25 protein-coding genes are annotated in these 25303 nt (G+C 71.4%); 9 read left to right on the top strand and 16 right to left on the bottom strand.

The annotated features are described in order from the left end of the window. The first annotated feature begins 94 nt into the window (after positions 1–94). Both ACFZBB_RS21275 and ACFZBB_RS21270 read left to right on the top strand, forming a co-directional pair. Positions 95–1021: an ABC transporter ATP-binding protein gene (locus tag ACFZBB_RS21275; protein ID WP_355333858.1), complete on the top strand. Its 927-nt coding sequence runs from the start codon at positions 95–97 to the stop codon at positions 1019–1021. 31 nt (positions 1022–1052) lie between these two features. After that, positions 1053–1844, top strand: a complete 792-nt coding sequence (locus ACFZBB_RS21270) for an ABC transporter permease (RefSeq protein ID WP_391124478.1) — start codon at positions 1053–1055, stop codon at positions 1842–1844. A 6-nt stretch (positions 1845–1850) separates the two neighbouring features. Here the strand turns inward: ACFZBB_RS21270 and ACFZBB_RS21265 are convergent, their stop codons facing one another. Continuing rightward, entirely contained in the window at positions 1851–3161 is a 1311-nt protein-coding gene (locus ACFZBB_RS21265; protein ID WP_391124475.1) for a glycosyl hydrolase family 28-related protein, read from the bottom strand. A gap of 145 nt (positions 3162–3306) precedes the next feature. Here ACFZBB_RS21265 and ACFZBB_RS21260 point away from each other — a divergent pair, with 145 nt between their 5' ends. Continuing rightward, a complete protein-coding gene (locus tag ACFZBB_RS21260; protein ID WP_391124472.1) occupies positions 3307–4302 on the top strand; it encodes a COX15/CtaA family protein in 996 nt (331 codons plus the stop codon). On the opposite strand, the gene ACFZBB_RS21255 is transcribed toward ACFZBB_RS21260, so the two are convergent. The 3 genes from ACFZBB_RS21255 to ACFZBB_RS21245 form a co-directional block, all read right to left on the bottom strand. After that, positions 4279–5406, bottom strand: coding sequence for an amidohydrolase (locus ACFZBB_RS21255; RefSeq protein ID WP_391124469.1), 1128 nt, complete (start codon positions 5404–5406; stop codon positions 4279–4281). The genes ACFZBB_RS21260 and ACFZBB_RS21255 overlap by 24 nt on opposite strands. A gap of 86 nt (positions 5407–5492) precedes the next feature. Next, positions 5493–5831, bottom strand: coding sequence for a hypothetical protein (locus ACFZBB_RS21250; RefSeq protein ID WP_355333869.1), 339 nt, complete (start codon positions 5829–5831; stop codon positions 5493–5495). A 52-nt stretch (positions 5832–5883) separates the two neighbouring features. Continuing rightward, positions 5884–6831 carry a heme o synthase gene (locus tag ACFZBB_RS21245; protein ID WP_391124738.1) on the bottom strand — a complete coding sequence of 316 codons (948 nt, stop codon included), beginning with the start codon at positions 6829–6831 and terminating at the stop codon, positions 5884–5886. Positions 6832–7143: 312 nt separating this feature from the next. Here ACFZBB_RS21245 and tkt point away from each other — a divergent pair, with 312 nt between their 5' ends. The 5 genes from tkt to pgl are packed head-to-tail and all read left to right on the top strand — an operon-like array spanning position 7144 to position 13749. After that, a complete protein-coding gene (tkt, locus tag ACFZBB_RS21240) occupies positions 7144–9246 on the top strand; it encodes a transketolase (protein ID WP_391124466.1) in 2103 nt (700 codons plus the stop codon). Positions 9247–9280: 34 nt separating this feature from the next. Then, positions 9281–10399: a transaldolase gene (tal, locus tag ACFZBB_RS21235; protein WP_391124463.1), complete on the top strand. Its 1119-nt coding sequence runs from the start codon at positions 9281–9283 to the stop codon at positions 10397–10399. A gap of 10 nt (positions 10400–10409) precedes the next feature. Continuing rightward, positions 10410–11939 carry a glucose-6-phosphate dehydrogenase gene (gene zwf, locus ACFZBB_RS21230; protein ID WP_355334683.1) on the top strand — a complete coding sequence of 510 codons (1530 nt, stop codon included), beginning with the start codon at positions 10410–10412 and terminating at the stop codon, positions 11937–11939. Then, positions 11936–12973: a glucose-6-phosphate dehydrogenase assembly protein OpcA gene (gene opcA / locus ACFZBB_RS21225; RefSeq protein ID WP_391124460.1), complete on the top strand. Its 1038-nt coding sequence runs from the start codon at positions 11936–11938 to the stop codon at positions 12971–12973. The genes zwf and opcA overlap by 4 nt, the downstream gene beginning before the upstream one ends. Beyond that, on the top strand, positions 12970–13749 hold the full coding sequence (pgl, locus tag ACFZBB_RS21220; RefSeq protein WP_391124456.1) for a 6-phosphogluconolactonase: 780 nt from the start codon (positions 12970–12972) through the stop codon (positions 13747–13749). Before opcA ends, pgl begins: the two co-directional genes overlap by 4 nt. A gap of 84 nt (positions 13750–13833) precedes the next feature. On the opposite strand, the gene pgi is transcribed toward pgl, so the two are convergent. The 5 genes from pgi to ACFZBB_RS21195 form a co-directional block, all read right to left on the bottom strand. Further along, positions 13834–15492: a glucose-6-phosphate isomerase gene (gene pgi / locus ACFZBB_RS21215; RefSeq protein WP_355333880.1), complete on the bottom strand. Its 1659-nt coding sequence runs from the start codon at positions 15490–15492 to the stop codon at positions 13834–13836. Between the two features lie 170 nt (positions 15493–15662). After that, positions 15663–15809: a hypothetical protein gene (locus ACFZBB_RS21210; RefSeq protein WP_391124453.1), complete on the bottom strand. Its 147-nt coding sequence runs from the start codon at positions 15807–15809 to the stop codon at positions 15663–15665. After that, on the bottom strand, positions 15809–16021 hold the full coding sequence (locus ACFZBB_RS21205; protein ID WP_391124450.1) for a hypothetical protein: 213 nt from the start codon (positions 16019–16021) through the stop codon (positions 15809–15811). Before ACFZBB_RS21205 ends, ACFZBB_RS21210 begins: the two co-directional genes overlap by 1 nt. Before the next feature lie 19 nt (positions 16022–16040). Then, positions 16041–16805, bottom strand: a complete 765-nt coding sequence (locus tag ACFZBB_RS21200) for a sugar isomerase domain-containing protein (protein ID WP_391124447.1) — start codon at positions 16803–16805, stop codon at positions 16041–16043. Between the two features lie 212 nt (positions 16806–17017). Beyond that, complete coding sequence (locus ACFZBB_RS21195) at positions 17018–18055, bottom strand: BadF/BadG/BcrA/BcrD ATPase family protein (protein ID WP_391124444.1); 1038 nt, start codon at positions 18053–18055, stop codon at positions 17018–17020. A gap of 70 nt (positions 18056–18125) precedes the next feature. Here ACFZBB_RS21195 and ACFZBB_RS21190 point away from each other — a divergent pair, with 70 nt between their 5' ends. Beyond that, positions 18126–18992: a MurR/RpiR family transcriptional regulator gene (locus ACFZBB_RS21190; protein WP_188284199.1), complete on the top strand. Its 867-nt coding sequence runs from the start codon at positions 18126–18128 to the stop codon at positions 18990–18992. 108 nt (positions 18993–19100) lie between these two features. Here the strand turns inward: ACFZBB_RS21190 and ACFZBB_RS21185 are convergent, their stop codons facing one another. From ACFZBB_RS21185 to yvcK, 7 genes are all read right to left on the bottom strand, one after another. Continuing rightward, entirely contained in the window at positions 19101–19436 is a 336-nt protein-coding gene (locus ACFZBB_RS21185; RefSeq protein ID WP_073497103.1) for an RNA polymerase-binding protein RbpA, read from the bottom strand. Positions 19437–19606: 170 nt separating this feature from the next. Beyond that, entirely contained in the window at positions 19607–19843 is a 237-nt protein-coding gene (secG, locus tag ACFZBB_RS21180; protein WP_355333892.1) for a preprotein translocase subunit SecG, read from the bottom strand. A 154-nt stretch (positions 19844–19997) separates the two neighbouring features. Continuing rightward, positions 19998–20783: a triose-phosphate isomerase gene (tpiA, locus tag ACFZBB_RS21175; RefSeq protein WP_391044090.1), complete on the bottom strand. Its 786-nt coding sequence runs from the start codon at positions 20781–20783 to the stop codon at positions 19998–20000. A 4-nt stretch (positions 20784–20787) separates the two neighbouring features. Then, positions 20788–22011, bottom strand: coding sequence for a phosphoglycerate kinase (locus tag ACFZBB_RS21170; protein ID WP_391124441.1), 1224 nt, complete (start codon positions 22009–22011; stop codon positions 20788–20790). Between the two features lie 143 nt (positions 22012–22154). Further along, positions 22155–23159 carry a type I glyceraldehyde-3-phosphate dehydrogenase gene (gene gap / locus ACFZBB_RS21165; RefSeq protein WP_391124438.1) on the bottom strand — a complete coding sequence of 335 codons (1005 nt, stop codon included), beginning with the start codon at positions 23157–23159 and terminating at the stop codon, positions 22155–22157. 171 nt (positions 23160–23330) lie between these two features. Then, positions 23331–24308 (bottom strand): DNA-binding protein WhiA, encoded by a 978-nt coding sequence (gene whiA / locus ACFZBB_RS21160; protein WP_188284204.1) that lies wholly within the window; start codon positions 24306–24308, stop codon positions 23331–23333. After that, a complete protein-coding gene (yvcK, locus tag ACFZBB_RS21155; protein ID WP_355333903.1) occupies positions 24299–25303 on the bottom strand; it encodes a uridine diphosphate-N-acetylglucosamine-binding protein YvcK in 1005 nt (334 codons plus the stop codon). Before yvcK ends, whiA begins: the two co-directional genes overlap by 10 nt.

The following is a 25303-nucleotide window of genomic DNA, read 5'->3' as shown; positions in this document are numbered from 1 at the left end:
CGTACGGGCGGTACGAGGCCGCCGCGGAGGGGAACGGGGAGCGCTTCCCAGGACCCGGGCACGGCCGGTCCTCCACCGTCCCTAGACTCACAGCATGCGAAACGAGCCCGCGGTCGAGGTGACCGGTCTGGTCAAACGGTACGGGACAAGGACCGCGGTGGACGGCCTCGACCTGACCGTGGCGCGCGGCGGCGTCACAGCGGTGCTCGGCCCCAACGGCGCGGGCAAGACCACCACCGTCGAGGTCTGCGAGGGCTACCGGCGGCCGGACGGCGGCACCGTACGGGTTCTCGGTCTCGACCCGGCCGCGCGCGGCGCGCAACTGCGGCCCCGGATCGGCGTGATGCTCCAGTCCGGCGGTGTGTACCCCGGCGCGCGCGCCGAGGAGATGCTGCGGCACACCGCGACCCTGCACGCCGATCCCGTCGACCCGGCGCTGCTGATCGAACGGCTCGGCCTGGAGTCCTGCGGTCGCACGACCTACCGCCGGCTGTCCGGCGGCCAGCAGCAGCGCCTCGCGCTCGCCATGGCCGTCGTCGGCCGCCCCGAACTGGTCTTCCTCGACGAGCCCACCGCCGGTCTCGACCCGCAGGCCAGGCACGCGACCTGGGATCTCGTACGGGAACTGCGCGCGGACGGCGTCACGATCGTGCTCACCACCCATTTCATGGACGAGGCCGAGCAGTTGGCCGACCAGGTGGTGATCATCGACGGCGGCCGGGCCATCGCCCGCGGCACCCCGGACGAACTGTGCCGCGGCGGCGCGGAGAACACGCTGCGCTTCTCGGGACGCCCGGGGCTCGACCTGGTCTCGCTGCTCAACGCGCTGCCCGCCGACACCGCCGCCGCGGAACTGACCCCGGGCAACTACCGCATCGAGGGCAAGGTCGACCCCCAACTGCTGGCCACCGTCACCTCCTGGTGCGCCCAGCACGGCGTCCTCCCCGACCGCCTCTCGGTCGAGCGCCGCACCCTGGAGGACGTCTTCCTGGAGCTGACCGGCAAGGAGCTGCGCGGATGAGGAACCTCGCGGGCATGAAGGAGCTGCGCGGATGAGCGCCGAAGTGAGCGCCCCGACCCCGACCGGCGTCTTCGCCCCCGCCCCCGGAGCCGCGCCGCTCCCCCGGATGATCCGGGCCCAGGCGGCGCTGGAGACCAGGATGCTGCTGCGCAACGGCGAGCAGTTGCTGCTCACCGTGATCATCCCGGCGCTGCTGCTGGTGCTGTTCAGCGCCGTCGACATCGTGGACACCGGGGCGGGCAAGTCGGTGGACTTCCTGGCCCCCGGCATCCTCGCGCTCGCGGTGCTGTCGACCGCGTTCACCGGCCAGGCCATCGCCACCGGCTTCGAGCGGCGTTACGGCGTGCTCAAGCGGCTCGGCGCCTCGCCGCTGCCGCGCTGGGCGCTGATGACGGCGAAGACCTGCTCGGTGCTGGTCACCGAGGTGTTGCAGATCGCGCTGCTGGTGCTGATCGCCTTCGCGCTGGGCTGGTCGCCGCACGGCAACCCCTTCGCCGTCGTGCTGCTGCTCCTGCTCGGCACCGCCGCCTTCTCCGGGCTCGGGCTGCTGATGGCGGGCACGCTGAAGGCCGAGGCGACGCTGGCCGCCGCGAATCTGGTCTTCATCCTGCTGCTGGTCGCGGGCGGCGTGATCGTGCCGCTGAGCAAGTTCTCCGGCGGCGTCCAGTCGGTCCTGAGGCTGCTGCCGATCTCGGCGCTGTCCGACGGGCTGCGGGACGTGCTCCAGCACGGCGCCTCGATGCCCTGGGGCGACCTGGGCATCCTCGCCGTCTGGGCGGTCGTCGGGCTGGCCCTGGCGGCCCGCTTCTTCCGCTGGGAGTAGCCGCCCTCACCCGCCCGCGGCCGGGATGCAGTCGGTGAACCGTACGAAGTCCCGGCCCTGCCCCTCGTCCAGCGCCAGGAACGCGGCCGGGGGGTGCGAGCCGAAGCGGCACATGTCGTAGCGCACGCACACCGGCGGCTTGGCGTTCGCCGTCGTACGGAACTGGTGCGCGCCGACGAGCTGGCAGGAGTCGTAGCGGACCAGCGGGCCGTTGGCGCCGATCGTGTAGCGGTGGGCGCGCAGGTCGTCGGAGAAGTCCTTGAAGGCGTGCGCGGTGTCGTCGCAGTCGTTGAAGTGGACGGTGCCGCGGTTCCACGCGCAGTCGATGACGACGACCGAGGGGTCGCGCAGTTCGAAGCGGATGTCCTCGGCGTGGAAGCGCTGGGCGCCGTCGAAGTGCGAGGCGCGCGGGAAGCGGAAGAAGGCGCTCTCGAAGCCGTAGTCGGGGTGCGGGGTGGGGCGGCGCCCGGTGATGATGTAGCTGCCCGCGCGGCAGGTGACGGACCCGCCGTAGGGGAACTCCAGGAAGTTGCCCCACTCGTAGGTGACGTTCATGTCGGTGAACCAGTAGTTGAGGAACTGGTCCTGCTGCTCCAGGTTCTTGGAGTTCAGCGACAGCCCCGAGTAGAGGAACGCCTTGCGGTAGGCGCCGCCGACCCGGCACGCCTCCCAGCGCATCTCGGAGTTGGTGTTGCTGCCGTCGAGCGCGAGCCCGTACTCCCACTCCCCCATCCACTCGCAGTCCGAGAAGCGGTAGTTCGCGGCGCCGCCGGTCGAGTACGAGTAGAAGAAGGACGCGCCGGGCGTGGCGGAGGTGAAGCGCAGACCCTCGAAGGCGATGTTCTGCCAGGTGTCGATGTTGCGGCACAGATAGGCGTCCGACGCGTTCGGCGGGTCGAAGACGATGTCGCTGATCCGCAGCCCCGCCCCCCGGAACCGCAGCCCGTTGACCTGCCGGGTGGGCTTGTTGGCGTCGATGAAGGCGTACGGCTTGGTGATCCGGAACACACCGGGCGGCACGTCGATGACGGTACGGCCGGTGCCGCCGTCCGCGCGCGACTCGGCGTAGGCGTACGCGGCGGCGAAGGCGGCGCTGTCGTCGGTGTGTCCGTCGCCCTTGGCGCCGAAGTCGGCCACGACGTCGACGTATCCGGGGTGGTTCGCGGGCCCCGGGTGCGCGGGGTCCGCGGTGTCGGCCGCCGAGGAGTCCCAGGCGCCGCCCGCGTAGGCGGCGATGCCCGTCCCCGCGAGCGCCGCTGCCGCGCCTCCGTAGAGCAGGTGCCTGCGGTTGACGGTCTCACGGTGTTCGCCGGTCATACGGCGCCTCCCGTCGTCGGTCCCCGTGCGTGAGCCCCGATGGTAGGGCCGTACCACCGGGTTCGGGTGGTTTCGCGGCGATCGGATCCGGCGCGTACACACCCCTCGTGAAAGCGTGCACAAGCGTGCCGCCTACCATGGGCGCGTGCCGAAGCTTCTCGAACTCGTGCGAAACCCCCTCGCCGCCATCGCAGAGCGGTGGACCCCGTCCCCCGCCACGGTCCGCAGGGCGACCCTGTCCGCGCTGGTCATGTCGGTCGTCATCGTGGTCACCGGCGGTGCGGTACGGCTGACCGGTTCCGGCCTCGGCTGCCCGACCGCGCCCCGCTGCGTGGGCGACAGTTGGGTGCCCACCTCGGCGATGGGTGTACACGGGGCGATCGAGTTCACCAACCGCATGCTGACGTACGTTCTCTGCGCCGCCGTCGGCTGGGCCATCATCGCGGTGCGGTCGCAGAAGCCGTACCGGCGCAGTCTGACCCGGCTCGGCTGGGCGCAGTTCTGGATGGTCGTGGCGAACGCGGTGCTGGGCGCCTTCACCGTGCTCACCGGGCTCAACCCGTACACCGTGTGCGTGCACTTCCTGCTGGCGTTCGTGCTGATCACCATCGCCGTGGTGATGTGGCGGCGGACCGCGGAGGGCGACAGCGCGCCGAGTCCGCTGGTCGGCAAGCCGGTGCAGCAGCTCGGCTGGATCCTGACCTGCGCGACCGGGCTGCTGGTCGCGGTGGGCACCGTCGTGACCGGCGCGGGGCCGCACGCGGGCGACTCCAGCGATGTGCACCGCATCCCGGTGGACTGGAAGTCGGTGGCGCAACTGCACGCGGACCTCGCGTGGGTGGTGGTCGCGCTGACCGTCGCGCTGTGGTTCGTGCTGCGCGCGGTGGACGCGCCGGTCGGGCCGCGCAACAGCGCCCGCGACCTCTTCCTGGTGCTGATGTCCCAGGGAGTGATCGGCTACGTCCAGTACTTCACCGATCTGCCGGAGGCCGTCGTCGGCCTGCACATGTTCGGCGCGGCCATCGTGTGGATCGCGGTGCTGCGGGTGCTGCTGTCGATGCGCGAGCGGGCCGTCGACGTGCCCGACGCCACCGTGCCGGGGCCCGCGCAGGCCGGGTCAACGCTGAGCGTCGGCGTCTGACCCCTCAGGACCCGTCCGCCGGTCGGCGTCGGCGGCCGGGTCGGGGCGGAAGACCCGGCGGGCGTTCCCGCCGCCGACCAGCGCGCTGACCCTGCGGCCGTCCGCGGCCGACCAGTCGCCGTCGGCCACCCGCTCGCCGACGAACCGGCCGAGCGCCGCGCCGAAGGTCCGCACCCCGGTCACGTACAGCTCGGGCAGCGCCACGGCGCCGCTGGCGTACAGCACCTTCGCGAAGGGCACCCGGTCGAGCACCGCGGCCGGTCCGGTGCCGAGCGCGACATGCACATGCGGGAGTACGGCCGCCAGGTCGGCCGCCGCGCCCTCGTGCCCGGGCCCCGGCAGCAGCACCACCTCGGTGCCCAGGCCCGCGGTGGCCCGCAGGAATCCCCCGGCCGCCGAGGGTCCCGCCCCGCCCGCGCCGTGCCGCAGCGTCAGCGGCACGCCGGTCGCCACCGCGTTCCACAGCAGATGGCGCAGGAGTACGGGGTCGGCGGGGCGCTCGCCGACCGGCCGCCGGGCGAGCCAGTCGGCGGCGGCGTACCGCACGTGCGCGGTGTCCGGCGGTCCGGTGCCCAGCGCCTGGTCGGCGCCGGCGCGGAAGGGGCCGCCGTGCGGGTGGTCGGCGCAGGAGAAGCCGACCGTGTCGAGCGCGGCGGTGTGCACGGCCTCGGCGAGGTTGGCCAGGAAGCCGTCGACCGTGCCCGAGGTGTCGGCGACCTGCTGGGCCAGCGGTTCGAGGCGGACGATCTCGTGGGCCGTCGCGCCGCCCGCCGCGCCCAGTTCCTTGGGCGGTGTGAGGTCGCCGGGCTCCCCGGTGTCGACGAGATACGCCTCGATGCCGGTGGCGCGCAGCAGCAGCCGGGTCGCCTCGTACGCGCCCAGCTCGCGGCGGCGGGCCAGGTAGCGGGCCGGGGAGCAGTGCGGTTCGAGGCCGAGCAGCGGCGCACACCAGCGGCGCACCGCGAAGCCGGTGGGGCTGTCGAAGAGGGTGGTGTGCGGCGCGGCGACGCCGGGCAGCCGCGCCTCGAACGCGCCGAGGCCGAGGTCGCCGGGGAGCACGCCGTGGCAGTACGCGTCCACGAGGTGTGTCAGGTCCCCGGTCATCCGCCCGCTCCCTCGCCGTCGTTCCCGGTCTCCCGGCCTCCTGGCTTAACGGACGAGGGCGCCGTCAGGTGTTGGCGCGGCGGCGGTCAGGTGTTGGCCGGGCCGCCGATCTGCATCCCGGCCATCCGGGTCCACTCGTACGGGCCGGTGCGGACCCTGCCCGCGAACTCCCCGTCGAAGTCCTCGTGGACGGTGACGCCCGCGTCGGCGACGGCCGCCCGCGCCATGGCGTACGTCGGTGCGACGAGGTCGCCCCAGGCGCCGTCCGGCGCGACGAGCACGATGCGCGCGCCGCGCTCACCGATGTACGCGATGTTCGCCTCGGCGGCGCCGCCGTGCTTCTTGCCGAAGGCGTCGATCTGCCGGACGAGCCGGGCGGTGCGTCGCGCCTCGCGCGGGTTCTCCTGAACCGTGTCATCAGCCATACCGTTGATGCTACTTCCCGGTAACCGCCGAGGGCACCCCGCCGAAGGCGGCTCAGTGCAGGAAGGGGTCGACCGCCACCGCGACGAACAGCAGGGTCGCGTAGGTGATGGACCAGTGGAAGAGCCGCATCTCCTTGAGCTTCGCGCCGGTGACGCCCGCCTTGGCGCGGGCGTGCAGGCCGTGCGCCTCCTTGAGCCAGAACGCGCCGAGTACGGCCGCGACCACCGGGTAGAACCAGGAGGTCTCGCCCAGCGGCCACCACAGTGCCAGGGAGGTGATCACCATCACCCAGCTGTAGAGGACGATCTGCCGGGCCACGACCTGGTTGCCCGCGACGACCGGCAGCATCGGGACGCCGACCCGCTCGTAGTCGTCCTTGACCTTCATCGACAGCGGCCAGTAGTGCGGCGGCGTCCAGAAGAAGAGGACGAGGAAGAGGACGAAGGGCGCCCAGGCCAGCTCGTCGCGCACGGCGGACCAGCCGATGAAGACCTGGAGACAGCCCGCGACCCCGCCCCAGACGATGTTCTGCGCGGTACGCCGTTTGAGACCGAGGGTGTAGACGAAGACGTAATAGAGGATGGCCGTCAGCGACAGCCCGGCGGACAGCGGATTGACCAGCGCCCAGAACCAGACCGTCGAGACGACGGAGAGCGTGATGCCGAAGACGAGTCCTTCGCGCGGCGACACCAGACCGGTCACCAGCGGACGCTGCTCCGTACGGTGCATCAGCGCGTCGATGTCGCGGTCGATGTACATGTTCAGCGCGTTCGCACCGCCGGCCGACAGATAGCCGCCGACCACCGTGGCGACCACGAGCCACAGATCGGGCACCCCGCCGGCCGCGAGGAACATCACCGGAACCGTCGTGATGAGCAGAAGTTCGATGATCCGCGGCTTGGTCAGCGCCACGAAGCCCATCACACGGGCTCCGAACGGGCGGTGACCGGAGGAGCCCGTCCCGATGACCCCAGCGGGTCGGGATTCGACGGCCGTCACGAACACCCCAAGAGAAGAGATGAAGTCCAGCAAGTCCGGTCACCTGCGGAGGCGCGGGACCCGGTGAGACTTGCGCGTACCACGCCACTCTAGACGCAGGGAATACTCCGTCCGCTTTTGGGGGGTGGAGAGTGTCGCTCGACCCGGTTCACCAGGCGTTCACCGCGTTCAGGAGGCGAAGACCGGAGTACCGGGGCAGGATCGAAAAGGTGAGCGCCTGTACGGCGGTAGGCTCGACAACGCCGGGTAGGCACCACGTCACCGGCGTTTTCAACATGTGGACAAGCATGTGGAGAGGAGCCCTGACCCAGGGTGAGCAAGCAGCCGACCACCACAGACCTCGAGTGGACCGATCTGGACCGGCGGGCCGTTGACACCGCCCGCGTCCTGGCCATGGATTCCGTGCAGAAGGTCGGCAACGGCCATCCCGGCACGGCGATGAGCCTGGCCCCGGCGGCCTATCTGCTGTTCCAGAAGGTCATGCGGCACGACCCGGCGGACGCCGACTGGGTCGGCCGGGACCGCTTCGTGCTCTCCGCGGGGCACTCCAGCATGACCCTCTACACGCAGCTCTACTTCGCCGGTTACGGCCTGGAGCTGGCCGATCTGGAGGCGCTGCGGACCTGGGGCTCGCAGACCCCCGGCCACCCGGAGTACGGCCACACCAGGGGCGTCGAGACGACGACGGGGCCGCTCGGCCAGGGCGTCGCGAACGCGGTCGGCATGGCGATGGCGTCCCGTTACGAGCGCGGCCTGTTCGACCCGGACGCGGCGGCGGGCACCTCGCCGTTCGACCACACCATCTGGGCCGTCGCCGGTGACGGCTGCCTCCAGGAGGGCATCTCCGCCGAGGCGTCCTCGATGGCCGGTCACCAGAAGCTCGGCAATCTCGTCCTGCTCTGGGACGACAATCACATCTCCATCGAGGGCGACACCGAGACCGCCGTCTCCGAGGACACCGTCAAGCGGTACGAGGCGTACGGCTGGCACGTCCAGCGCGTCACTCCGCTGGAGAACGGCGACCTCGACGTGCACGCCCTGCACGCCGCGATGCTCGCCGCGAAGGCCGAGACCGAGCGCCCGTCGTTCATCGCGGTCCGCTCGATCATCGGCTGGCCCGCGCCGAACAAGCAGAACACCGGCGCCGCGCACGGCTCGGCGCTCGGCGAGGACGAGGTGCGCGCCACCAAGGAGATCCTGGGCTTCGACCCGGACAAGCACTTCGACGTGGCCGAGGACGTCATCACGCACACGCGTGCGGTCGGCGACCGCGGCCGTGAGGCCAAGGCGGAGTGGGAGAAGTCCTTCGCCGCCTGGCGCACGGCCAACCCCGAGCACGCGGCGACGTACGACCGGATCGAGGCCGCCGAACTGCCCGAGGGCTGGGAGCAGCACATCCCCGCCTTCGAGACCGGGTCCTCGCTCGCCACCCGCGCCGCGTCCGGCAAGGTCCTGGAGGCGCTGGGCCCGGTCATCCCCGAGCTGTGGGGCGGCTCCGCCGACCTCGCCGGGTCGAACAACACGACGATCGACAAGAACTCGTCGTTCCTGCCGACGGGCAACCCGCTGCCGGGCGCCGACCCGTACGGCCGTACCGTGCACTTCGGTATCCGTGAGCACTCGATGGCCGCCGAGATGAACGGCATCACGCTGCACGGCAACACCCGGGTCTACGGCGGCACCTTCCTCGTCTTCTCGGACTACATGCGCAACGCGGTCCGGCTGTCCGCGCTGATGCACCTGCCGGTGACGTACGTGTGGACGCACGACTCGGTCGGTGTCGGCGAGGACGGTCCGACGCACCAGCCGGTGGAGCACCTGGCGTCGCTGCGCGCGATCCCCGGTCTCAACGTGGTGCGGCCCGCCGACGCCAACGAGACGGCCGTCGTGTGGCGCGAGGTGTTCAAGCGCTGGACGAAGGTGTTCGGCAAGGGCGCCCCGCACGGCCTGGCGCTGACCCGGCAGGGCGTGCCGACGTACGAGCGCAACGAGGACGCGGCGCGCGGCGGGTATGTGATGTTCGACGCGACGGACGCCGACGGCGCGGCGACCGCGCCGCAGGTCGTCATCATCGGCACCGGTTCCGAGGTGCAGCTCGCGGTGGGCGCGCGTGAGCAGCTCCAGGCGGCCGGGGTGCCGACCCGGGTGGTGTCGATGCCGTGCGTGGAGTGGTTCGACGAGCAGGACCAGGAGTACCGCGACAGCGTGCTGCCCAAGGACGTGAAGGCGCGGGTGGCGGTCGAGGCCGGTATCGGTCTGACCTGGCACCGCTTCGTGGGTGACGCGGGACGCATCGTCAGCCTTGAGCACTTCGGTGCCTCGGCCGACGGCAAGGTGCTCTTCCGTGAGTTCGGGTTCACCGCGGACGCGGTGGCCGCCGCGGCCCGGGAATCACTCGACGCCGTTGATCGCTGACGCAGGTAAACGACAAGTAGGAGATGCAAATCCCATGACAGACGCACTCAAGCGCCTCTCCGACGAAGGCGTCGCGATCTGGCTGGACGACCTGTCGCGCAAGCGCATCACGTCCGGCAACCTGGCCGAACTCATCGACGAGCAGCATGTGGTGGGTGTCACCACCAACCCGTCGATCTTCCAGAAGGCGATCTCCCAGGGCGACGGCTACGACCAGCAGCTCGCCGACCTCGCGGCCCGCCGGCTGACGGTCGACGAGGCGATCCGCATGATCACCACCGCGGACGTACGGGACGCGGCCGACATCCTGCGGCCGGTCTTCGACCGGACCGACGGCCAGGACGGCCGGGTCTCGATCGAGGTCGACCCGCGGCTGGCGAACAACACGAAGGCCACCGTCGCGGAGGCCAAGCAGCTCGCGTGGCTGGTCGACCGGCCGAACACGCTGATCAAGATCCCGGCGACGCCCGCGGGCCTGCCCGCGATCACCGAGGTGATCGGCAAGGGCATCAGCGTCAACGTCACGCTGATCTTCTCGCTGGAGCGCTACCGCGGTGTGATGGACGCGTACCTCTCCGGTCTGGAGAAGGCCAAGTCCGCCGGGCTCGACCTGTCGCTGATCCACTCGGTCGCCTCGTTCTTCGTGTCCCGCGTGGACACCGAGATCGACAAGCGGCTGGAGAAGCTGGGCACCGACGAGGCGAAGGCGCTCAAGGGCAAGGCGGCCGTCGCCAACGCGCGGCTGGCCTACGAGGCGTACGAGGAGGTCTTCTCCTCCGACCGCTGGCTGGCCCTGGAGAAGTCCGGCGCCAACAAGCAGCGCCCGCTGTGGGCCTCGACCGGCGTCAAGGACCCGGCCTACTCCGACACGCTGTACGTCACCGAGCTGGTCGCGCCGAACACGGTGAACACCATGCCGGAGGCCACGCTGGACGCCACCGCCGACCACGGCGAGATCACCGGCGACACCGTGACCGGCACGTACGCGCAGGCGAAGGCCGAGCTGGCCGCCGTGGCGGCGCTCGGCATCTCCTACGACGACGTCGTGCAGCTCCTGGAGGACGAGGGCGTCGAGAAGTTCGCGACGGCCTGGAACGAGCTGCTGGCCTCCACCCAGGCGGAACTCGATCGGCTCGCTCCTTCGGAGGCCTGAGTTGTCCACGCTGACATCTTCGGAAGGCAACCCGCTGCGGGATCCGCTGGACCGGCGGCTGCCGCGGATCGCGGGCCCGTCCGGCCTGGTCATCTTCGGCGTGACGGGCGACCTGTCGCGCAAGAAGCTGATGCCGGCCGTGTACGACCTGGCCAACCGCGGTCTGCTGCCGCCGGGCTTCGCGCTGGTCGGCTTCGCCCGCCGCCAGTGGGAGAACGAGGACTTCGCACAGGAGGTCCACGACGCGGTCAAGGAGCACGCGCGCACGCCCTTCCGTGAGGAGGTGTGGCAGCAGCTCGCCGAGGGCTGCCGCTTCGTGCAGGGCGACTTCGACGACGACACCGCCTTCGAGACGCTGAAGGCGACCATCGAGGAACTGGACAAGGCGCGGGGCACGGGCGGCAACTTCGCCTTCTACCTGTCCGTACCGCCGAAGTTCTTCCCCAACGTGGTGCAGCAGCTCAAGAAGCACGGGCTGTCGGACGGCACCGGGGACTCCTGGCGGCGCGCGGTCATCGAGAAGCCGTTCGGCCACGACCTGGCGAGCGCGATGGACCTCAACCAGGTGGTGCACGAGGTCTTCCCGCCCAACGAGGTCTTCAGGATCGACCACTACCTGGGCAAGGAGACCGTCCAGAACATCCTGGCGCTGCGCTTCGCCAACACGATGTACGAGCCGATCTGGAACCGGTCGTACGTCGACCACGTCCAGATCACCATGGCCGAGGACATCGGCATCGGCGGCCGGGCCGGGTACTACGACGGCATCGGCGCCGCGCGCGACGTGATCCAGAACCACCTGCTGCAACTGCTGGCGCTGACCGCGATGGAGGAGCCCGGCTCCTTCCACCCGAAGGCGCTCACCGCGGAGAAGCTGAAGGTGCTCAGCGCGGTCGTCCTCCCCGACGACCTCGGCAAGAACACCGTGCGCGGCCAGTACGCGCACGCCTGGCAGGGCGGCGAGGAGGTGCTCGGGTACCTGGAGGAGGACGGCATCGACCCCAAGTCCAAGACCGACACCTACGCGGCCGTGAAGCTGGAGATCAACAACCGGCGCTGGGCGGGTGTGCCGTTCTACCTGCGGACCGGCAAGCGGCTGGGCCGCCGCGTCACCGAGATCGCGGTGGTCTTCAAGCGGGCGCCGTATCTGCCGTTCGAGTCCGGGGCCACCGAGGAGCTGGGGCAGAACGCCCTGGTCATCCGGGTGCAGCCGGACGAGGGCGTGACGGTGCGGTTCGGTTCGAAGGTGCCCGGCACCTCGACCGAGGTCAGGGACGTGACGATGGACTTCGCGTACGGCGAGTCCTTCACCGAGTCCAGCCCGGAGGCGTACGAGCGGCTCATCCTCGATGTGCTGCTCGGTGACGCCAACCTCTTCCCGCGCCACCAGGAGGTCGAGATCTCCTGGACGATCCTCGACCCGATCGAGGAGTACTGGGACAAGCACGGCAAGCCCGCCCAGTACGCGTCCGGCACCTGGGGACCGGTCGAGGCGGACGAGATGCTCGCACGAGACGGCAGGAGCTGGCGTCGGCCATGAAGATCGATCTGACGGACACCACGTCCGCGAAAATCAACTCGGGTCTGATCCAGGCCCGGCGGGCGATCGGCACTCCCGCGGTCGGGATGGTGCTGACCCTGGTCATCGTCACCGACGAGGGCAGTGCCTACGACTCGCTCAAGGCCGCCACCGAGGCGTCCAAGGAGCACCCGTCGCGGATCCTGGTCGTCGTCAAGCGGCCGGGTCGTTCGCCGCGGGACCGGGCGAGCGCCCGGCTCGACGCGGAGGTGCTGGTCGGCTCAGAGGCGGGCACCGGCGAGACCGTGATGCTGCGGCTGCACGGCGAGCTGGCCAACCACGCCGAGTCGGTGGTGCTGCCGCTGCTGCTGCCCGACGCCCCCGTGGTCGTCTGGTGGCCGGACAACGCGCCGGACAACGCGGCGGAGGACCCGCTGGGGCGCCTCGCACAGCGCCGGATCACGGACGCCGCGGCGGCCGAGGACCCGGTGGCGTCGCTCGGCGTCCGCGCGGCCAGTTACTCGCCCGGCGACACCGACCTGGCCTGGACCCGGATCACCCCGTGGCGTTCGATGCTCGCGGCGGCCCTGGACCAGAAGCACTCGAAGATCACCGACGCGATCGTCGACGGCGAGGCGTACAACCCGAGTACGGAACTGCTCGCGCTGTGGCTCGCGGACCGGCTGGGTGTGCCGGTGGAGCGCAGGGTCTCCGACGGCCCCGGCATCACCGCGGTGCGCCTGGCGACGGCCGACGGCGACATCTGCCTCGACCGGGCGGACGGCGCGCTGGCGGAGCTGGCGATGCCGGGTCAGCCGGACCGGCATGTGGCGCTCAAGCGGCGCGAGACCTCCGAGCTGATCGCGGAGGAGCTGCGCCGTCTGGATCCGGACGACATATACCGCTCCACCGTGCAGTTCGGGGTCAAGCACCTGGTCAACAACCCCGGCGGCGCGGAGACGGTGAGCCCGGACGGCACCGTCACGGCGAAGGACAAGACGCCCAGCGCCGCCAAGCGGGCCGCCGTGGCCAAGAAGGCGGAGAACGCGAAGTGAGCACGCCACAGGTGGTCGTCCACCGGGACAAGGAGCTGATGGCGCAGGCCGCGGCGGCCCGGCTGATCACCAAGGTCGTGGACGCCCAGGCCGCCCGTGGCACCGCTTCCGTGGTACTCACGGGCGGGCGCAACGGCAACGCGCTGCTCGCCGCCCTCGCCGCGTCCCCCGCGCGTGACGCGGTGGACTGGGCGCACCTGGACCTGTGGTGGGGCGACGAGCGGTTCGAGCCGGACGGCGACCCGGAGCGCAATGTCACGCAGGCCCGCGCGGAGCTGCTGGACGCGGTCCCGGTCGATCCGTCGCGGGTGCACGCCATGCCCGCCTCGGACGGGCCGTACGCCGACGCCGACGAGGCGGCCGAGGCGTACGCGGCGGAGCTGGCCGCGGCGGCGGGTCCCGAGGACCGGCTGCGGGTGCCGGCCTTCGACGTGCTGATGCTGGGGGTGGGGCCCGACACGCATGTGGCGTCGCTCTTCCCCGAGCACCCCGCGGTGCGGGAGAGCGAGCGGACGGTCGTCGGTGTGCACGGCGCTCCGAAGCCGCCGCCGACCCGGATCTCGCTGACACTGCCCGCGATCCGCGCCGCCCGCGAGGTGTGGCTGCTCGCGGCGGGCGAGGACAAGGCTCCGGCGGTGGCCCTGGCGCTGTCGTCCCCGGGTGAGTTGCAGGCGCCCGCCTCGGGCGCCTACGGGCGGTCCAGGACCCTGTGGCTGCTGGACCGGACCGCGGCGGCCAAGCTCCCGCCGCAGTTGTATCCGCCGGCCTCGTCGTAGGCCGTCCGAGCGGCCCTCGGCTTGGTCGCTCGCCACCGCGGCGGTTCACCGGAGATCCGGTGAACCGCCGCGGTGCGTTGTGCCTCAGCGACCGCGCAGCTCGCGGTACTTGGCGACCAGGGCCGTGGTGGAGGCGTCCAGGCCGGGGACGGCGGTGCCCTCGGCGAGGGCGGGCTCGACGCGCTTGGCGAGGACCTTGCCCAGCTCGACGCCCCACTGGTCGAAGGAGTCGATGTTCCAGACCGCGCCCTGGACGAACACCTTGTGCTCGTAGAGGGCGATGAGCTGGCCGAGGACGGACGGCGTCAGCTCGGTGGCCAGAATGGTGGTCGTGGGGTGGTTCCCGCGGAAGGTCTTGTGCGGGACCAGCTCCTCGGGCACGCCCTCGGCCCTGACCTCGTCCGGCGTCTTGCCGAAGGCCAGCGCCTGGGTCTGCGCGAAGAAGTTCGCCATCAGCAGGTCGTGCTGGGAGGCGAGCGGCCCGAGTTCGTCGACCGGCCGCGCGAAGCCGATGAAGTCCGCGGGGACGAGCTTGGTGCCCTGGTGCAGCAACTGGTAGTACGCGTGCTGCCCGTTGGTGCCCGGCGTGCCCCAGACGACCGGACCCGTCTGCCAGGTCACCGGGTTGCCCTGCCGGTCCACGGACTTGCCGTTGGACTCCATGTCGAGCTGCTGGAGGTAGGCGGTGAACTTGCTCAGGTAGTGGCTGTACGGCAGCACCGCGTGCGACTGCGCGTCGTGGAAACCGCCGTACCAGACGCCGAGCAGGCCGAGCAGCAGCGGGACGTTCTCCTCCGGCGGCGCGGTCCTGAAGTGCTCGTCGACCAGGTGGAATCCGGCCAGCATCTCGCGGAAGCGGTCGGGGCCGATGGCCAGCATCAAGGAGAGCCCGATGGCCGAGTCGTAGGAGTACCGGCCGCCGACCCAGTCCCAGAACTCGAACATGTTCTGGGTGTCGATGCCGAAGTCGGCGACCTTCTCCGCGTTGGTGGACAGCGCCACGAAGTGCTTGGCGACCGCCGACTCGTCGGCGCGCAGCTCGGTGAGCAGCCAGTCGCGGGCGGAGGTGGCGTTGGTGATGGTCTCGATGGTGGTGAAGGTCTTGGACGCGATGATGAACAGCGTCTCGGCCGCGTCCAGGTCGCGGACCGCCTCGTGCAGGTCGGCGCCGTCCACGTTGGACACGAAACGGACCGTCAGACCGCGGTCGGTGTAGGCGCGCAGCACCTCGTAGGCCATCGCGGGGCCGAGGTCGGAGCCGCCGATGCCGATGTTGACGACATTCCTGATCCGCTTGCCCGTGTGGCCGGTCCACTCCCCCGAGCGCACCCGGTCGCAGAAGACCTGCATCTTGTTGAGCACGGAGTGCACGGCGGGCACGACGTCCTGGCCGTCCAGCTCGATCACCGCGGAGCGCGGGGCGCGCAGAGCGGTGTGCAGGACCGCCCGGTCCTCGGTGACATTGATCCGCTCGCCGCGGAACATCGCGTCACGAAGCTCGAACACCCCGGTCGCGGCGGCCAGTTCGCGCAGCAGCCGGAGCGTCTCGTCCGTCACGAGCTGCTTGGAGTAGTCCAGGTGGAGGTCACCCACTTGGAGGGTGTAACGGCTGCCCCGCTCGGGGTCGGCCGCGAACAGATCCCGCAGGTGCGCGTCCGCCAGTTCCTCGCGGTGCTTGCCGAGCGCGTGCCACTCGGCACGCTGGTCGAGAGCCTTCGGGCCCTGCGCGTTCGTTTCGGACATCAGTCCACTTCTCCTCGTCCTCGCTGCACGCCCCACGCTAATTGATGACACGCCGGAACGAGACGAGGGCGGGTATCAGGAAGGCCGCCCGCGGCAGAACAGCGCGGCGGCGACCAGCGGCGGTGTGTTGAGCCCCCAGGCGCTCGCGGCGGCCCCGCCGGACAGGGCGCCTAGGGCCTGTCCGGCGGATCACCGGCCACCGACAGGGTGCGGTTGGCGGCGCCGACCCGGCCGAGCAGGCCCACCGGGGTGTGTTCCTGGAGGAGCGTCACCTCGCTGGCGTTCCCCACCATGCCGAGGGCGCCGAATACGGCCATCACGGTGACCGCGGCCGGCCGAAGCCGCCGCGCCAGGTCAGCGCGGCGGGCTCGGCGAACGCGGGCGGCTCGGTGGCGGTGACGGACATGGCCCCCCGGCCCGGATTGAGCGGCGGGACGTGCGCGGCGACCGTCCCGGCAGCGGGTTGATCACTGCCGAAACCGTAACCGCCGCCACTGACAATCGCGTTGACCTGGAGAGACGCCCGCATGAGGAGAAACGGCGGCGGATCAGAAACCGCCGCGGTGCAGGCGGCCCGCGTAGCGCTCCTCCAGGACGGCGTTGCGCTCGAAGCCGCCCGGCAGATTCGCGGAGATGTAGACCGGCGCCTCGTGCCCCTCGGCGGTGAGCAGGCCCACGCACTCGGCGACGACCATCTGGACCAGCAGCGCCGAGGTGATGGTGGAGACACCGCACAGCGCGCCGCCGTCGGGCAGCGGGAGCAGGGCGTCACCGGCGGGCGCGCAGTTGTCGAGGACGGCGTCGGCGATGTCCGCGAGCCGCTTGCCGCTGGGGTGCAGGGCGGGCACGGCGCGGGTGTGGGTCAGCGAGGTGAGGGCGACCAGCGGGTGCCCCGCCTCCTTGACCTGGAGGGCCATGTCCACCACGGAGTTGTTCACACCGGAGTTGGAGACGATCACGAACAGGTCCTGCGGGTGCGGCGTCGACAGGTCGTACAGCCGCCTGGCCAGGCCGGGAGAACGTTCCAGCAGCGGGTCGTCGAGCACCGAGCGGTCCTCGCCGCCGCGCAGCACGAGGTCGGCGAGGCCGATCCGGTTGGTGGGGATCAGGCCGCCCGCGCGGCCGACGATCTCCAGGACGGTGGCCTGGGAGTGGCCGGTGCCGAAGCCGTGGATCACACCGTCGGCGGCCACGCAGTCGGCGAAGAGCCGTCCCGCGGCGGCGACGGAGTCCTTGTTGGCCGCGATGGCGCGCTCGACGGCGGCGCGCCCCTCGTCGGCGAACCGGGCGGCGCTGAGCTGTGCGTCGGCCATGGCCGAGCCCCCTTGGTGGGTCGGGTGGTGAGATCGGTGGCCGGTTCGGCTCGATCAACCATCTTTGAGGTGGTCCGATGAAACAATGAACCACCCGTCGCGCCGCCGTCAAGACGCCCCGGCACCGCCGTGACCCCGCGAGGAACCCGGCCTCACCACAGGAGACCCCTCGCCCCAGAGGACCCCGCCCTCACACCAGCGGGGCCCCGCCCTCACAGCAACAGCCGTGCCAGCGCCGCCGCCCCCACTCCCCCGTTCGCCACCGGGAAGACCCGCAGCGCGAGCCCGTCGAGCCGGGCGACGACCCGGTCGAGCAGCGGGCCGCCGGGACCGAGCAGTCCGCCGGTGAGCACCAGCGGCTCCCCCGGCCGCGGCTCCAGCGCCCGCACGGTCGCCACCAGCAAATCGGCCGCGCCGTCCAGCAGCCGCAGCGCCACCGCGTCGCCCTCGTCCGCCGCCTCCACCGCCTGCCTGCTGAGCTGCGCGAGCCGGGCGGGCGTCTGCTCGTACGCGCTGGTCACGATGGCCTCGCTGAGATCGGCGCGCGCCTCGCCGTCGGGCAGTGGCCGTTCCGCGCCGTCCAGGCGCCCGGTGCCGCCCAGCCGCTCGTACGTGCCCGGCGGCAGATAGTGCGCGGCGACCCTGGCGACCAGCGAGGTCCAGGGGCCGCGGCCGTCCAGCGCCTCCAGCGCCGCCCGCACCGCCCGGCCGCCGAGCCAGAAGCCGCTGCCCTCGTCGCCGAGCAGCCAGCCGTGGCCGTCCACGACCGCGGAGCGGCGTCTGCCGGTGAGCCGGGTGGCGATGGCGCCGGTGCCCGCGATCAGCACCAGCCCGTCACCGGGCGCGCCGGGCGCGGAGGCCAGCGCGACCTCGGTGTCGCCGCCGACGCCGATCGCGGCGCCCGTGATGCCGTTGGCGGCCAGCGCGTCGGCCAGACAGGACAGCGCGAGGCCGTGGCCTCGCTCGGCGCCGAGCCCTTCCGCGGCGCCCGCGAAGCCGCCGTAGACCGCGGCGACGCGCCCCCGCAGGTCGGCCGGGACCGCCTGGGCGACGGCGTCCGTCAGGTGCCGGGTCAGTTCGGCGCGGCCGACGCTCAGCGCGTTGCCCGGCCCCCCGGTGCCGCGGCCGAGCACGACGACCTCCGCCGGGTCCCCGGCCGTCTCCGGCGCCGCCTCCGCCAGATACGCGCGGCTGCTGGTACCGCCCGCGTCGATGCCGATCACCAGCGGTCGGCTGTAGATTTCACTCATCGCCACGAATGGTGGTTGATAGATTCACCCGCAGGCAAGTCCTCAAGCCGTCCAGCCGAGACGAGTCACCATGATCACCGCGTTGATCCGCTCCGAACTGCCCCGGATGTCCGGTTCCCTGCGCAAGGTCGGCGAGCTGGTGCTGGCCGACCCGGTCGCGGCGACACACGGCTCCGCGGCCGAGCTGGGGCGGCGTACGGGCACCTCGCAGGCCACCGTCACCCGCTTCTGCCGGGCGCTCGGCCTCGACTCGTACCAGCAGCTCCTGATCGAGCTGGCGCAGGAGCAGGGCCGCAGCGAGGCGGAGCCCCGTACGGCGGCGCTCGGGCCGCAGATCGGGCCCGAGGACGACCTGGAGCAGGTGATCGGGGTGGTCGCGGAGGCCGATCTGCGGGCGCTGCGGCAGACCGCCGATCGGCTGGACCGCGAGGCACTGGAACGAGCCGCGCAGACACTCGCGAAGGCCCGCAGGATCGACGTCTACGGCGTCGGCGGCTCGGGGATCGTGGCCAGGGAGACCGAGGCGCGGCTGTACGGCATCGGCTGCGCGGCCCACGCCTGGACCGAGGTGCACGCGGCGGAGACCTCCGCGGCCCTGCTGACGCCCTCCGACGCGGTGGTGGCCATCTCGCACTCGGGCGCCACCCGGGAGGTGCTGGAGCCGCTGCGGCTGGCCGCGGAGCGCGGCGCCGTCACCGTGGCCGTCACCGGCGACCCGCGCTCGCCGATCGCCCAGGCCGCCGACGTACGCCTCACGTCCACCTCGGGCGAAACCAGCTTCAGGCGCGGCAACTTCGGCACCCGCCACTCCGTACTGCTCATCGTGGACTGCCTGTACGCCCGCGTCGCGCAACTCACCTACGAACGGGCTACGGCCTCCATCGCGTTGACGGGCCATATCGCGGACGCGCACGCGGCCCGGCCGCGCCGCCGCTGAGGCGCCCGCCGGAGAGCGTGCCGTGAAAACAGAAAGCCCTCGGTCGCCGGGCGGGCTCAGAGGTCTGAGCCCGCCCGGCAACCGAGGTCCGGGACTTCCCTGATCTCGCTAGATCTCGCCGCGGAGCTTCGCCAGCGCCTCGGCGAGGATCGCCTCGCCGTCGGCGGCGCTGCGCCGCTCCCGCACGTAGGCGAGGTGGGTCTTGTACGGCTCGGTACGCGGCGGCGCCGGCGGATTCTCCTCGTCCTGCCCCGCCGGGAAGCCGCAGCGTGGGCAGTCCCAGGTCTCCGGGATCTGCGCGTCGCTGGCGAAACTCGGCTGGGTCTCGTGCCCGTTCGAGCACCAGAAGGAGATGCGGAGGCGCGGCGCGGACTCGCCGCGCTCGGCCTCTCCCATCGGCCCCGCTCCGACCCGACTTCCACGGATCGCGTTGCCACTTGCCACGGTCGTAACTCCCTGCGTGATGGTGCTGCGAGGTCGCCAGTTTACGGAGACCTTACGTGCCGTCCAGTGGCAGGCGCTCGACCTGTCCCCCGAGGACGTCTCCCCATAGTAAGCCGGGGTGGCGACGAGGCGTCAGTTCTCCCTGGATGCGCGGGAGTCGAACGTCGGCCCTACTTCTGGAACTTCATCACCAGGCCAAGGGTGACAATGCAGGCGAACCACAGCAGACCGACCACGACGGTGATCCGGTCGAGGTTGCGCTCGGCCACCGAGGAGCCGCCGACGGAGGACTGCATGCCGCCGCCGAACATGTCCGAGAGGCCGCCGCCCTTCCCCTTGTGCATCAGCACGAGCAGCAGAAGCAGCAGGCTGAAAATGATGAGGGCGATGGAGAACCCGATGACCACGGCTGGACCAACTCTCTCGACTACATGACAACGGCGCGGGGCCGGACGGCGCGGTCACGCCGGTCCGGCCCCGACAGGGTACTTCCTGAGGGGCGTGTCAGCCCACTGCCCGGTGCCCCGGCTCACTGTTCGTGGCCGCGGGCCCCGGTTTCCGTCACTGGTCGCGGAACCGGACGATCTTGACGAACTCCTCGGCGTCCAGTGCCGCGCCGCCCACCAGGGCGCCGTCCACGTCCGGCTGCGCCATGATCGCGGCGACGTTGCCGGACTTCACGGAGCCGCCGTACTGGATGCGCACGGCGTCCGCCAGCTCCTGGTCGTACAGCTCGGCCAGCCGCCCGCGGATCGCCCCGCAGACCTCCTGCGCGTCCTCGGGGGTGGCCACCTCGCCGGTGCCGATCGCCCAGACCGGCTCGTACGCGACCACGATCGTGGCGGCCTGCTCGGCGGGGATGTCCTTCAGGGCGCCGTCGAGCTGCGCGAGGGTGTGCGGGACCTGCTGTCCGGCCTTGCGGACGTCCAGGCCCTCGCCGACGCACAGGATCGGGGTGAGGCCGTTCCTGTAGGCGGCCTTCACCTTGGCGTTGACGACGGCCTCGTCCTCGCCGTGGTACTGGCGGCGCTCGGAGTGCCCGATCGCCACGTACGCGCACTTCAGCTTGGCCAGCATCGATCCGGAGATCTCGCCGGTGTACGCGCCGGAGTCGTGCGCGGACAGGTCCTGGGCGCCGTACTTGATCTTCAGCTTGTCGCCGTCGACCAGCGTCTGTACGGAGCGCAGGTCGGTGTACGGCACCAGGACGGCGACCTCGACCGCGTCGTAGTCCTTGTCGGTGAGCGCGAAGGCGAGCTTCTGGACGTGCGCGATGGCCTCGAGGTGGTTGAGGTTCATCTTCCAGTTGCCCGCCATCAGCGGGGTGCGGGTGCTCTGCTCGGTCATCTGCTCACTTCTCCAGTGCGGCAAGGCCGGGGAGCGTCTTGCCCTCAAGGTATTCCAGGCTCGCGCCGCCGCCGGTGGAAATATGGCCGAAAGCGTTCTCGTCGAAGCCGAGGATGCGGACGGCCGCGGCCGAGTCGCCGCCGCCGACCACGGTGAACGCGTCGGAGTCGATCAGCGCCTGGGCGACCGCGCGGGTGCCGTCGGCGTAGTCCGGGTGCTCGAAGACGCCCATCGGGCCGTTCCAGAAGATGGTGGCGGCGTCGGCGAGCTTGGCGGCGAAGAGCTTGCGGGACTCGGGGCCGATGTCCAGGCCGATCACGTCCGCGGGGATCGCGTCCACCGGTGCGTTGACCGGCGAGGACGGCGCCTTGGTCTTCAGGTCGGGGAACTCGGTGGCGCCGACGACGTCGACCGGCAGGACGAATTCCACGCCCTTGGCCTTGGCGCGCTCCAGGTACTCCTTGACCACGGGGATCTGGTCCTCCTGGAGCAGGCTCTTGCCGACCTCGTGGCCCTGGGCCTTGAGGAAGGTGAAGACCATGCCGCCGCCGACCAGGATGCGGTCGGCCTTGTCCAGCAGGTGGTCGATGACGCCGAGCTTGTCGGAGACCTTGGAGCCGCCGAGCACCACCGCGTAGGGGCGGGAGACGTCCTCGGTGAGCTTCTTCAGGACGCCGACCTCGGTGGCGATCAGACCGCCCGCGGCGTGCGGGAGGCGGGCCGGGAGGTCGTACACCGAGGCGTGCTTGCGGTGCACCGCTCCGAAGCCGTCGCCGACATAGGTGTCGGCCAGCTCCGCGAGCCGGTCGGCGAAGGCGCCGCGCTCGGCGTCGTCCTTGCTGGTCTCGCCCGCGTTGAAGCGCAGGTTCTCCAGCAGCGCGACCTGGCCGTCGGCCAGACCCGCCACGGTGGCCGCGGCGCTCTCGCCGACGGTGTCGGCGGCGAACACCACCTCATGACCGCCGTCGCCGAGCAGTTCGCCCAGGCGCGCGGCGACCGGCGCCAGCGAGAACTTCGGGTCGGGCTCGCCCTTGGGGCGGCCGAGGTGCGAGGCCACGATCACCTTGGCGCCCGCGTCGGCGAGCTTGGTGATGGTGGGGACGGCGGCCCGGATGCGGCCGTCGTCGGTGATGCGCTCCCCGTCGAGCGGGACGTTGAGGTCGGCGCGGACGAATACCCGCTTGCCGGCGATCCGCCCCTCGCTGATCAGGTCGTCGATCGTCTTCATCTGTACGGTCTCCTACGGGTACGGCTGCGGGTACTGACGGGTACGGGACTGCGGAGTGGGCAAGGGACAGGGCCCGGACCGGCGCTTCGTCGCACCCGTCCGGACCCTGTCGCTCACATCGCTGTGCGTCGGCCGCTACGGCGTCAGAGCTGGCCGCCGACGAAGACCGTGAGGTCCACGAGGCGGTTGGAGTAGCCCCACTCGTTGTCGTACCAGCCGATGACCTTGACCGTCTTGCCCTGGACCATGGTCAGGGAGGAGTCGAAGGTGCAGGAGGCCGGCCAGTTGACGATGTCCGAGGAGACGATCGGGTCCTCGGTGTACTCCAGCAGGCCCTTGAGCTGACCCTCGGCCGCCTTCTGGAAGGCGGCGTTGACCTCGTCCTTGGTGACCTCGCGCTCGAGGTCGACGACCAGGTCGGTGACCGAGCCGGTGGGGACCGGGACGCGCATCGCGATGCCGTCCAGCTTGCCCGCCAGCTCGGGGATGACCAGCGCGGTGGCCTTCGCGGCACCCGTGGTGGTCGGGATGATGTTCTCCGCGGCGGCGCGGGCGCGGCGCAGGTCCTTGTGCGGGAAGTCCAGGATGCGCTGGTCGTTGGTGTACGCGTGGACCGTCGTCATCAGGCCCTTGACGATGCCGAAGTTCTCCAGCAGCACCTTCGCCATCGGCGCCACACAGTTCGTGGTGCACGAGGCGTTGGAGATGATGTGGTGGTTCGCGGGCTCGTACTTGTCCTGGTTGACGCCCATCACGATCGTGATGTCCTCGCCGGTGGCGGGCGCCGAGATGATGACCTTCTTGGCACCGCCCGCGATGTGCTTGCCCGCGTCGGCGGCCTTGGTGAAGATGCCGGTCGACTCGATGACGACGTCGACGCCCAGCTCGCCCCACGCGATGGCGGCGGGGTCGCGCTCGGCGAGCACCTTGATGGTCTTGCCGTCGACGGTGATGGAGTCCGCGGTGTGGGTGACCTCGGCCTTGAGGCGGCCGAGGATGGTGTCGTACTTCAGCAGGTGCGCCGTCGTCGCGGTGTCACCCAGGTCGTTGACAGCCACGATCTCGATGTCCGCACCCTGCTCCAAGGCGGCGCGGAAGAAGTTACGACCGATGCGGCCAAAGCCGTTGATGCCTACCCGGATCGTCACGAACCGATCTCCTCGCTCATTCGCCGGAGCCCTCTCCGGCTGCGAAATATGGGATGTCCCCGACCAGGGACGAGCCTACCCGGCCAGGGGCGCGGAGGTGACATCGGGCCGAGGCCCCTTCACCTCCGCCCGCCGCGCGCGTGACGGCTGGGGCCTGTCCGGCGGACAGGCCTAGCCGACCATCTCGTCGGTGAGGTTGGCGTCGGTGCCGGGCAGGCCGAGGTCCGAGGCGCGCTTGTCGGCCATGGCCAGCAGGCGGCGGATCCGGCCGGCGACCGCGTCCTTGGTCAGCGGCGGCTCGGCGAGGGAGCCAAGCTCCTCCAGGGAGGCCTGCTTGTGGTCCATGCGCAGGCGTCCGGCCGCGGCGAGGTGCTCCGGTACGTCGTCGCCGAGGATCTCCAGCGCGCGCTGCACACGGGCTCCGGCGGCGACGGCGGCGCGGGCCGACCTGCGCAGGTTGGCGTCGTCGAAGTTGGCGAGCCGGTTGGCGGTGGCCCGGACCTCGCGGCGCATGCGGCGCTCTTCCCAGGCGAGCACGGAGTCGTGGGCGCCGAGCCGGGTCAGCAGCGCGCCGATCGCGTCGCCGTCCCGTACCACCACGCGGTCCACATTGCGGACCTCGCGGGCCTTGGCGGGGATCTGGAGGCGGCGGGCGGCGCCGACCAGGGCCAGGGCGGCCTCGGGACCCGGGCAGGTGACCTCCAGCGACGAGGAGCGGCCGGGCTCGGTGAGCGAGCCGTGCGCGAGGAAGGCACCGCGCCAGGCGGCCTCCGCGTCGCAGGTGGCGCCGGAGACGACCTGCGGGGGCAGGCCGCGGATCGGTCGGCCGCGGCCGTCCACCAGGCCGGTCTGCCGGGCGAGCTGGTCGCCGCCCGCCACCACGCGCACCACGTACCTGCTGCCCCTGCGCAGCCCGCCGGGCGCCATCACCACCAGGTCGGAGGAGTGCCCGAAGATCTCCAGGATGTCCTTGCGCAGCCGCCTGGCCGCGATCCCGGTGTCCAGCTCCGCCTCGATCACGATCCGGCCGCTCACCAGGTGGAGGCCGCCGGCGAACCGCAGGATCGACGAGACCTCCGCCTTCCGGCAGCAGGTCCGGGTGACGGGAAGCCGGGAGATCTCGTCCTTCACCGCTGCCGTCATCGCCATGGGCCGATCCTTCCACGCATACGAAAAATCCTGTCATACGCGGCGGCCAACAGCTCCGGGTCGTGCCGCGGCCCGTCGGGGGCGGCGACCGGTGCCAGCTCGACCGTGCCGCCCAACCGCTGTGCGGCCTCGGAGAGGCTGTCACGGTCGGGTACGGCGGCCTCGTCGGCGAGAACCACGTCGATGGTGAGTTTAGGGGCGTGTCGGGCCAAAACCTCCAAGTGACGCTGCGGAGAAAATCCGTCGGTCTCACCTGGTTGCGGCGCGAGGTTCAGCGTGAGGACCCGGCGCGCCCTGGTCGTCATGAGGGCGTCGACGAGCTCGGGGACCAGCAGATGCGGGATCACCGAGGAGAACCAGGAGCCGGGGCCGAGCACCACCCAGTCCGCGTCGAGGACCGCCTGCACGGCCTCGGGAACGGCGGGCGGATCGGCCGGGACGACCTGCACTTCCTGCACCTCACCGGGGGTGAGGGCGACCGTGGCCTGGCCGCGGACGGTGCTGATCTCGTCGGGCCTGTCGGGGTCGTGGCCGCGGACGATGGCGTGCAGGTCGAGCGGGACCGCGGACATCGGCAGCACCCTGCCGTGGGCGCCCAGCAGACGCCCGACCCACTCCAGCGCGGCGACCTCGTCGTTGAGCTGTTCCCACAGCGCGACGATCAGCAGATTGCCGACCGCGTGCCCGTGCAGATCACCCTCGCTGGTGAAGCGGTGCTGGACCACTCGGGCCCATGTGCGCCCCCATTCGTCGTCCCCGCAGAGCGCGGCGAGCGCCTTGCGGAGGTCTCCCGGCGGCAGTACGCCCATCTCCTGGCGGAGTCTGCCGCTGGAGCCGCCGTCGTCCGCGACGGTGACCACCGCGGTCAGATCGCCGGTGATCCGGCGCAGTGCGGCGAGGGAGGCGGCCAGGCCGTGCCCCCCGCCGAGGGCGACCACCTTGGGCGGCACCCCGGCGCGGCGGCCCGTACCCCGGCGCCGCCGCCGACCCGTCAT

The sequence above is a fragment of the Streptomyces sp. NPDC008139 genome, from assembly GCF_042957025.1.
GTDB lineage: Bacteria > Actinomycetota > Actinomycetes > Streptomycetales > Streptomycetaceae > Actinacidiphila.
This window is presented reverse-complemented; position numbering and strand designations above follow the sequence as displayed.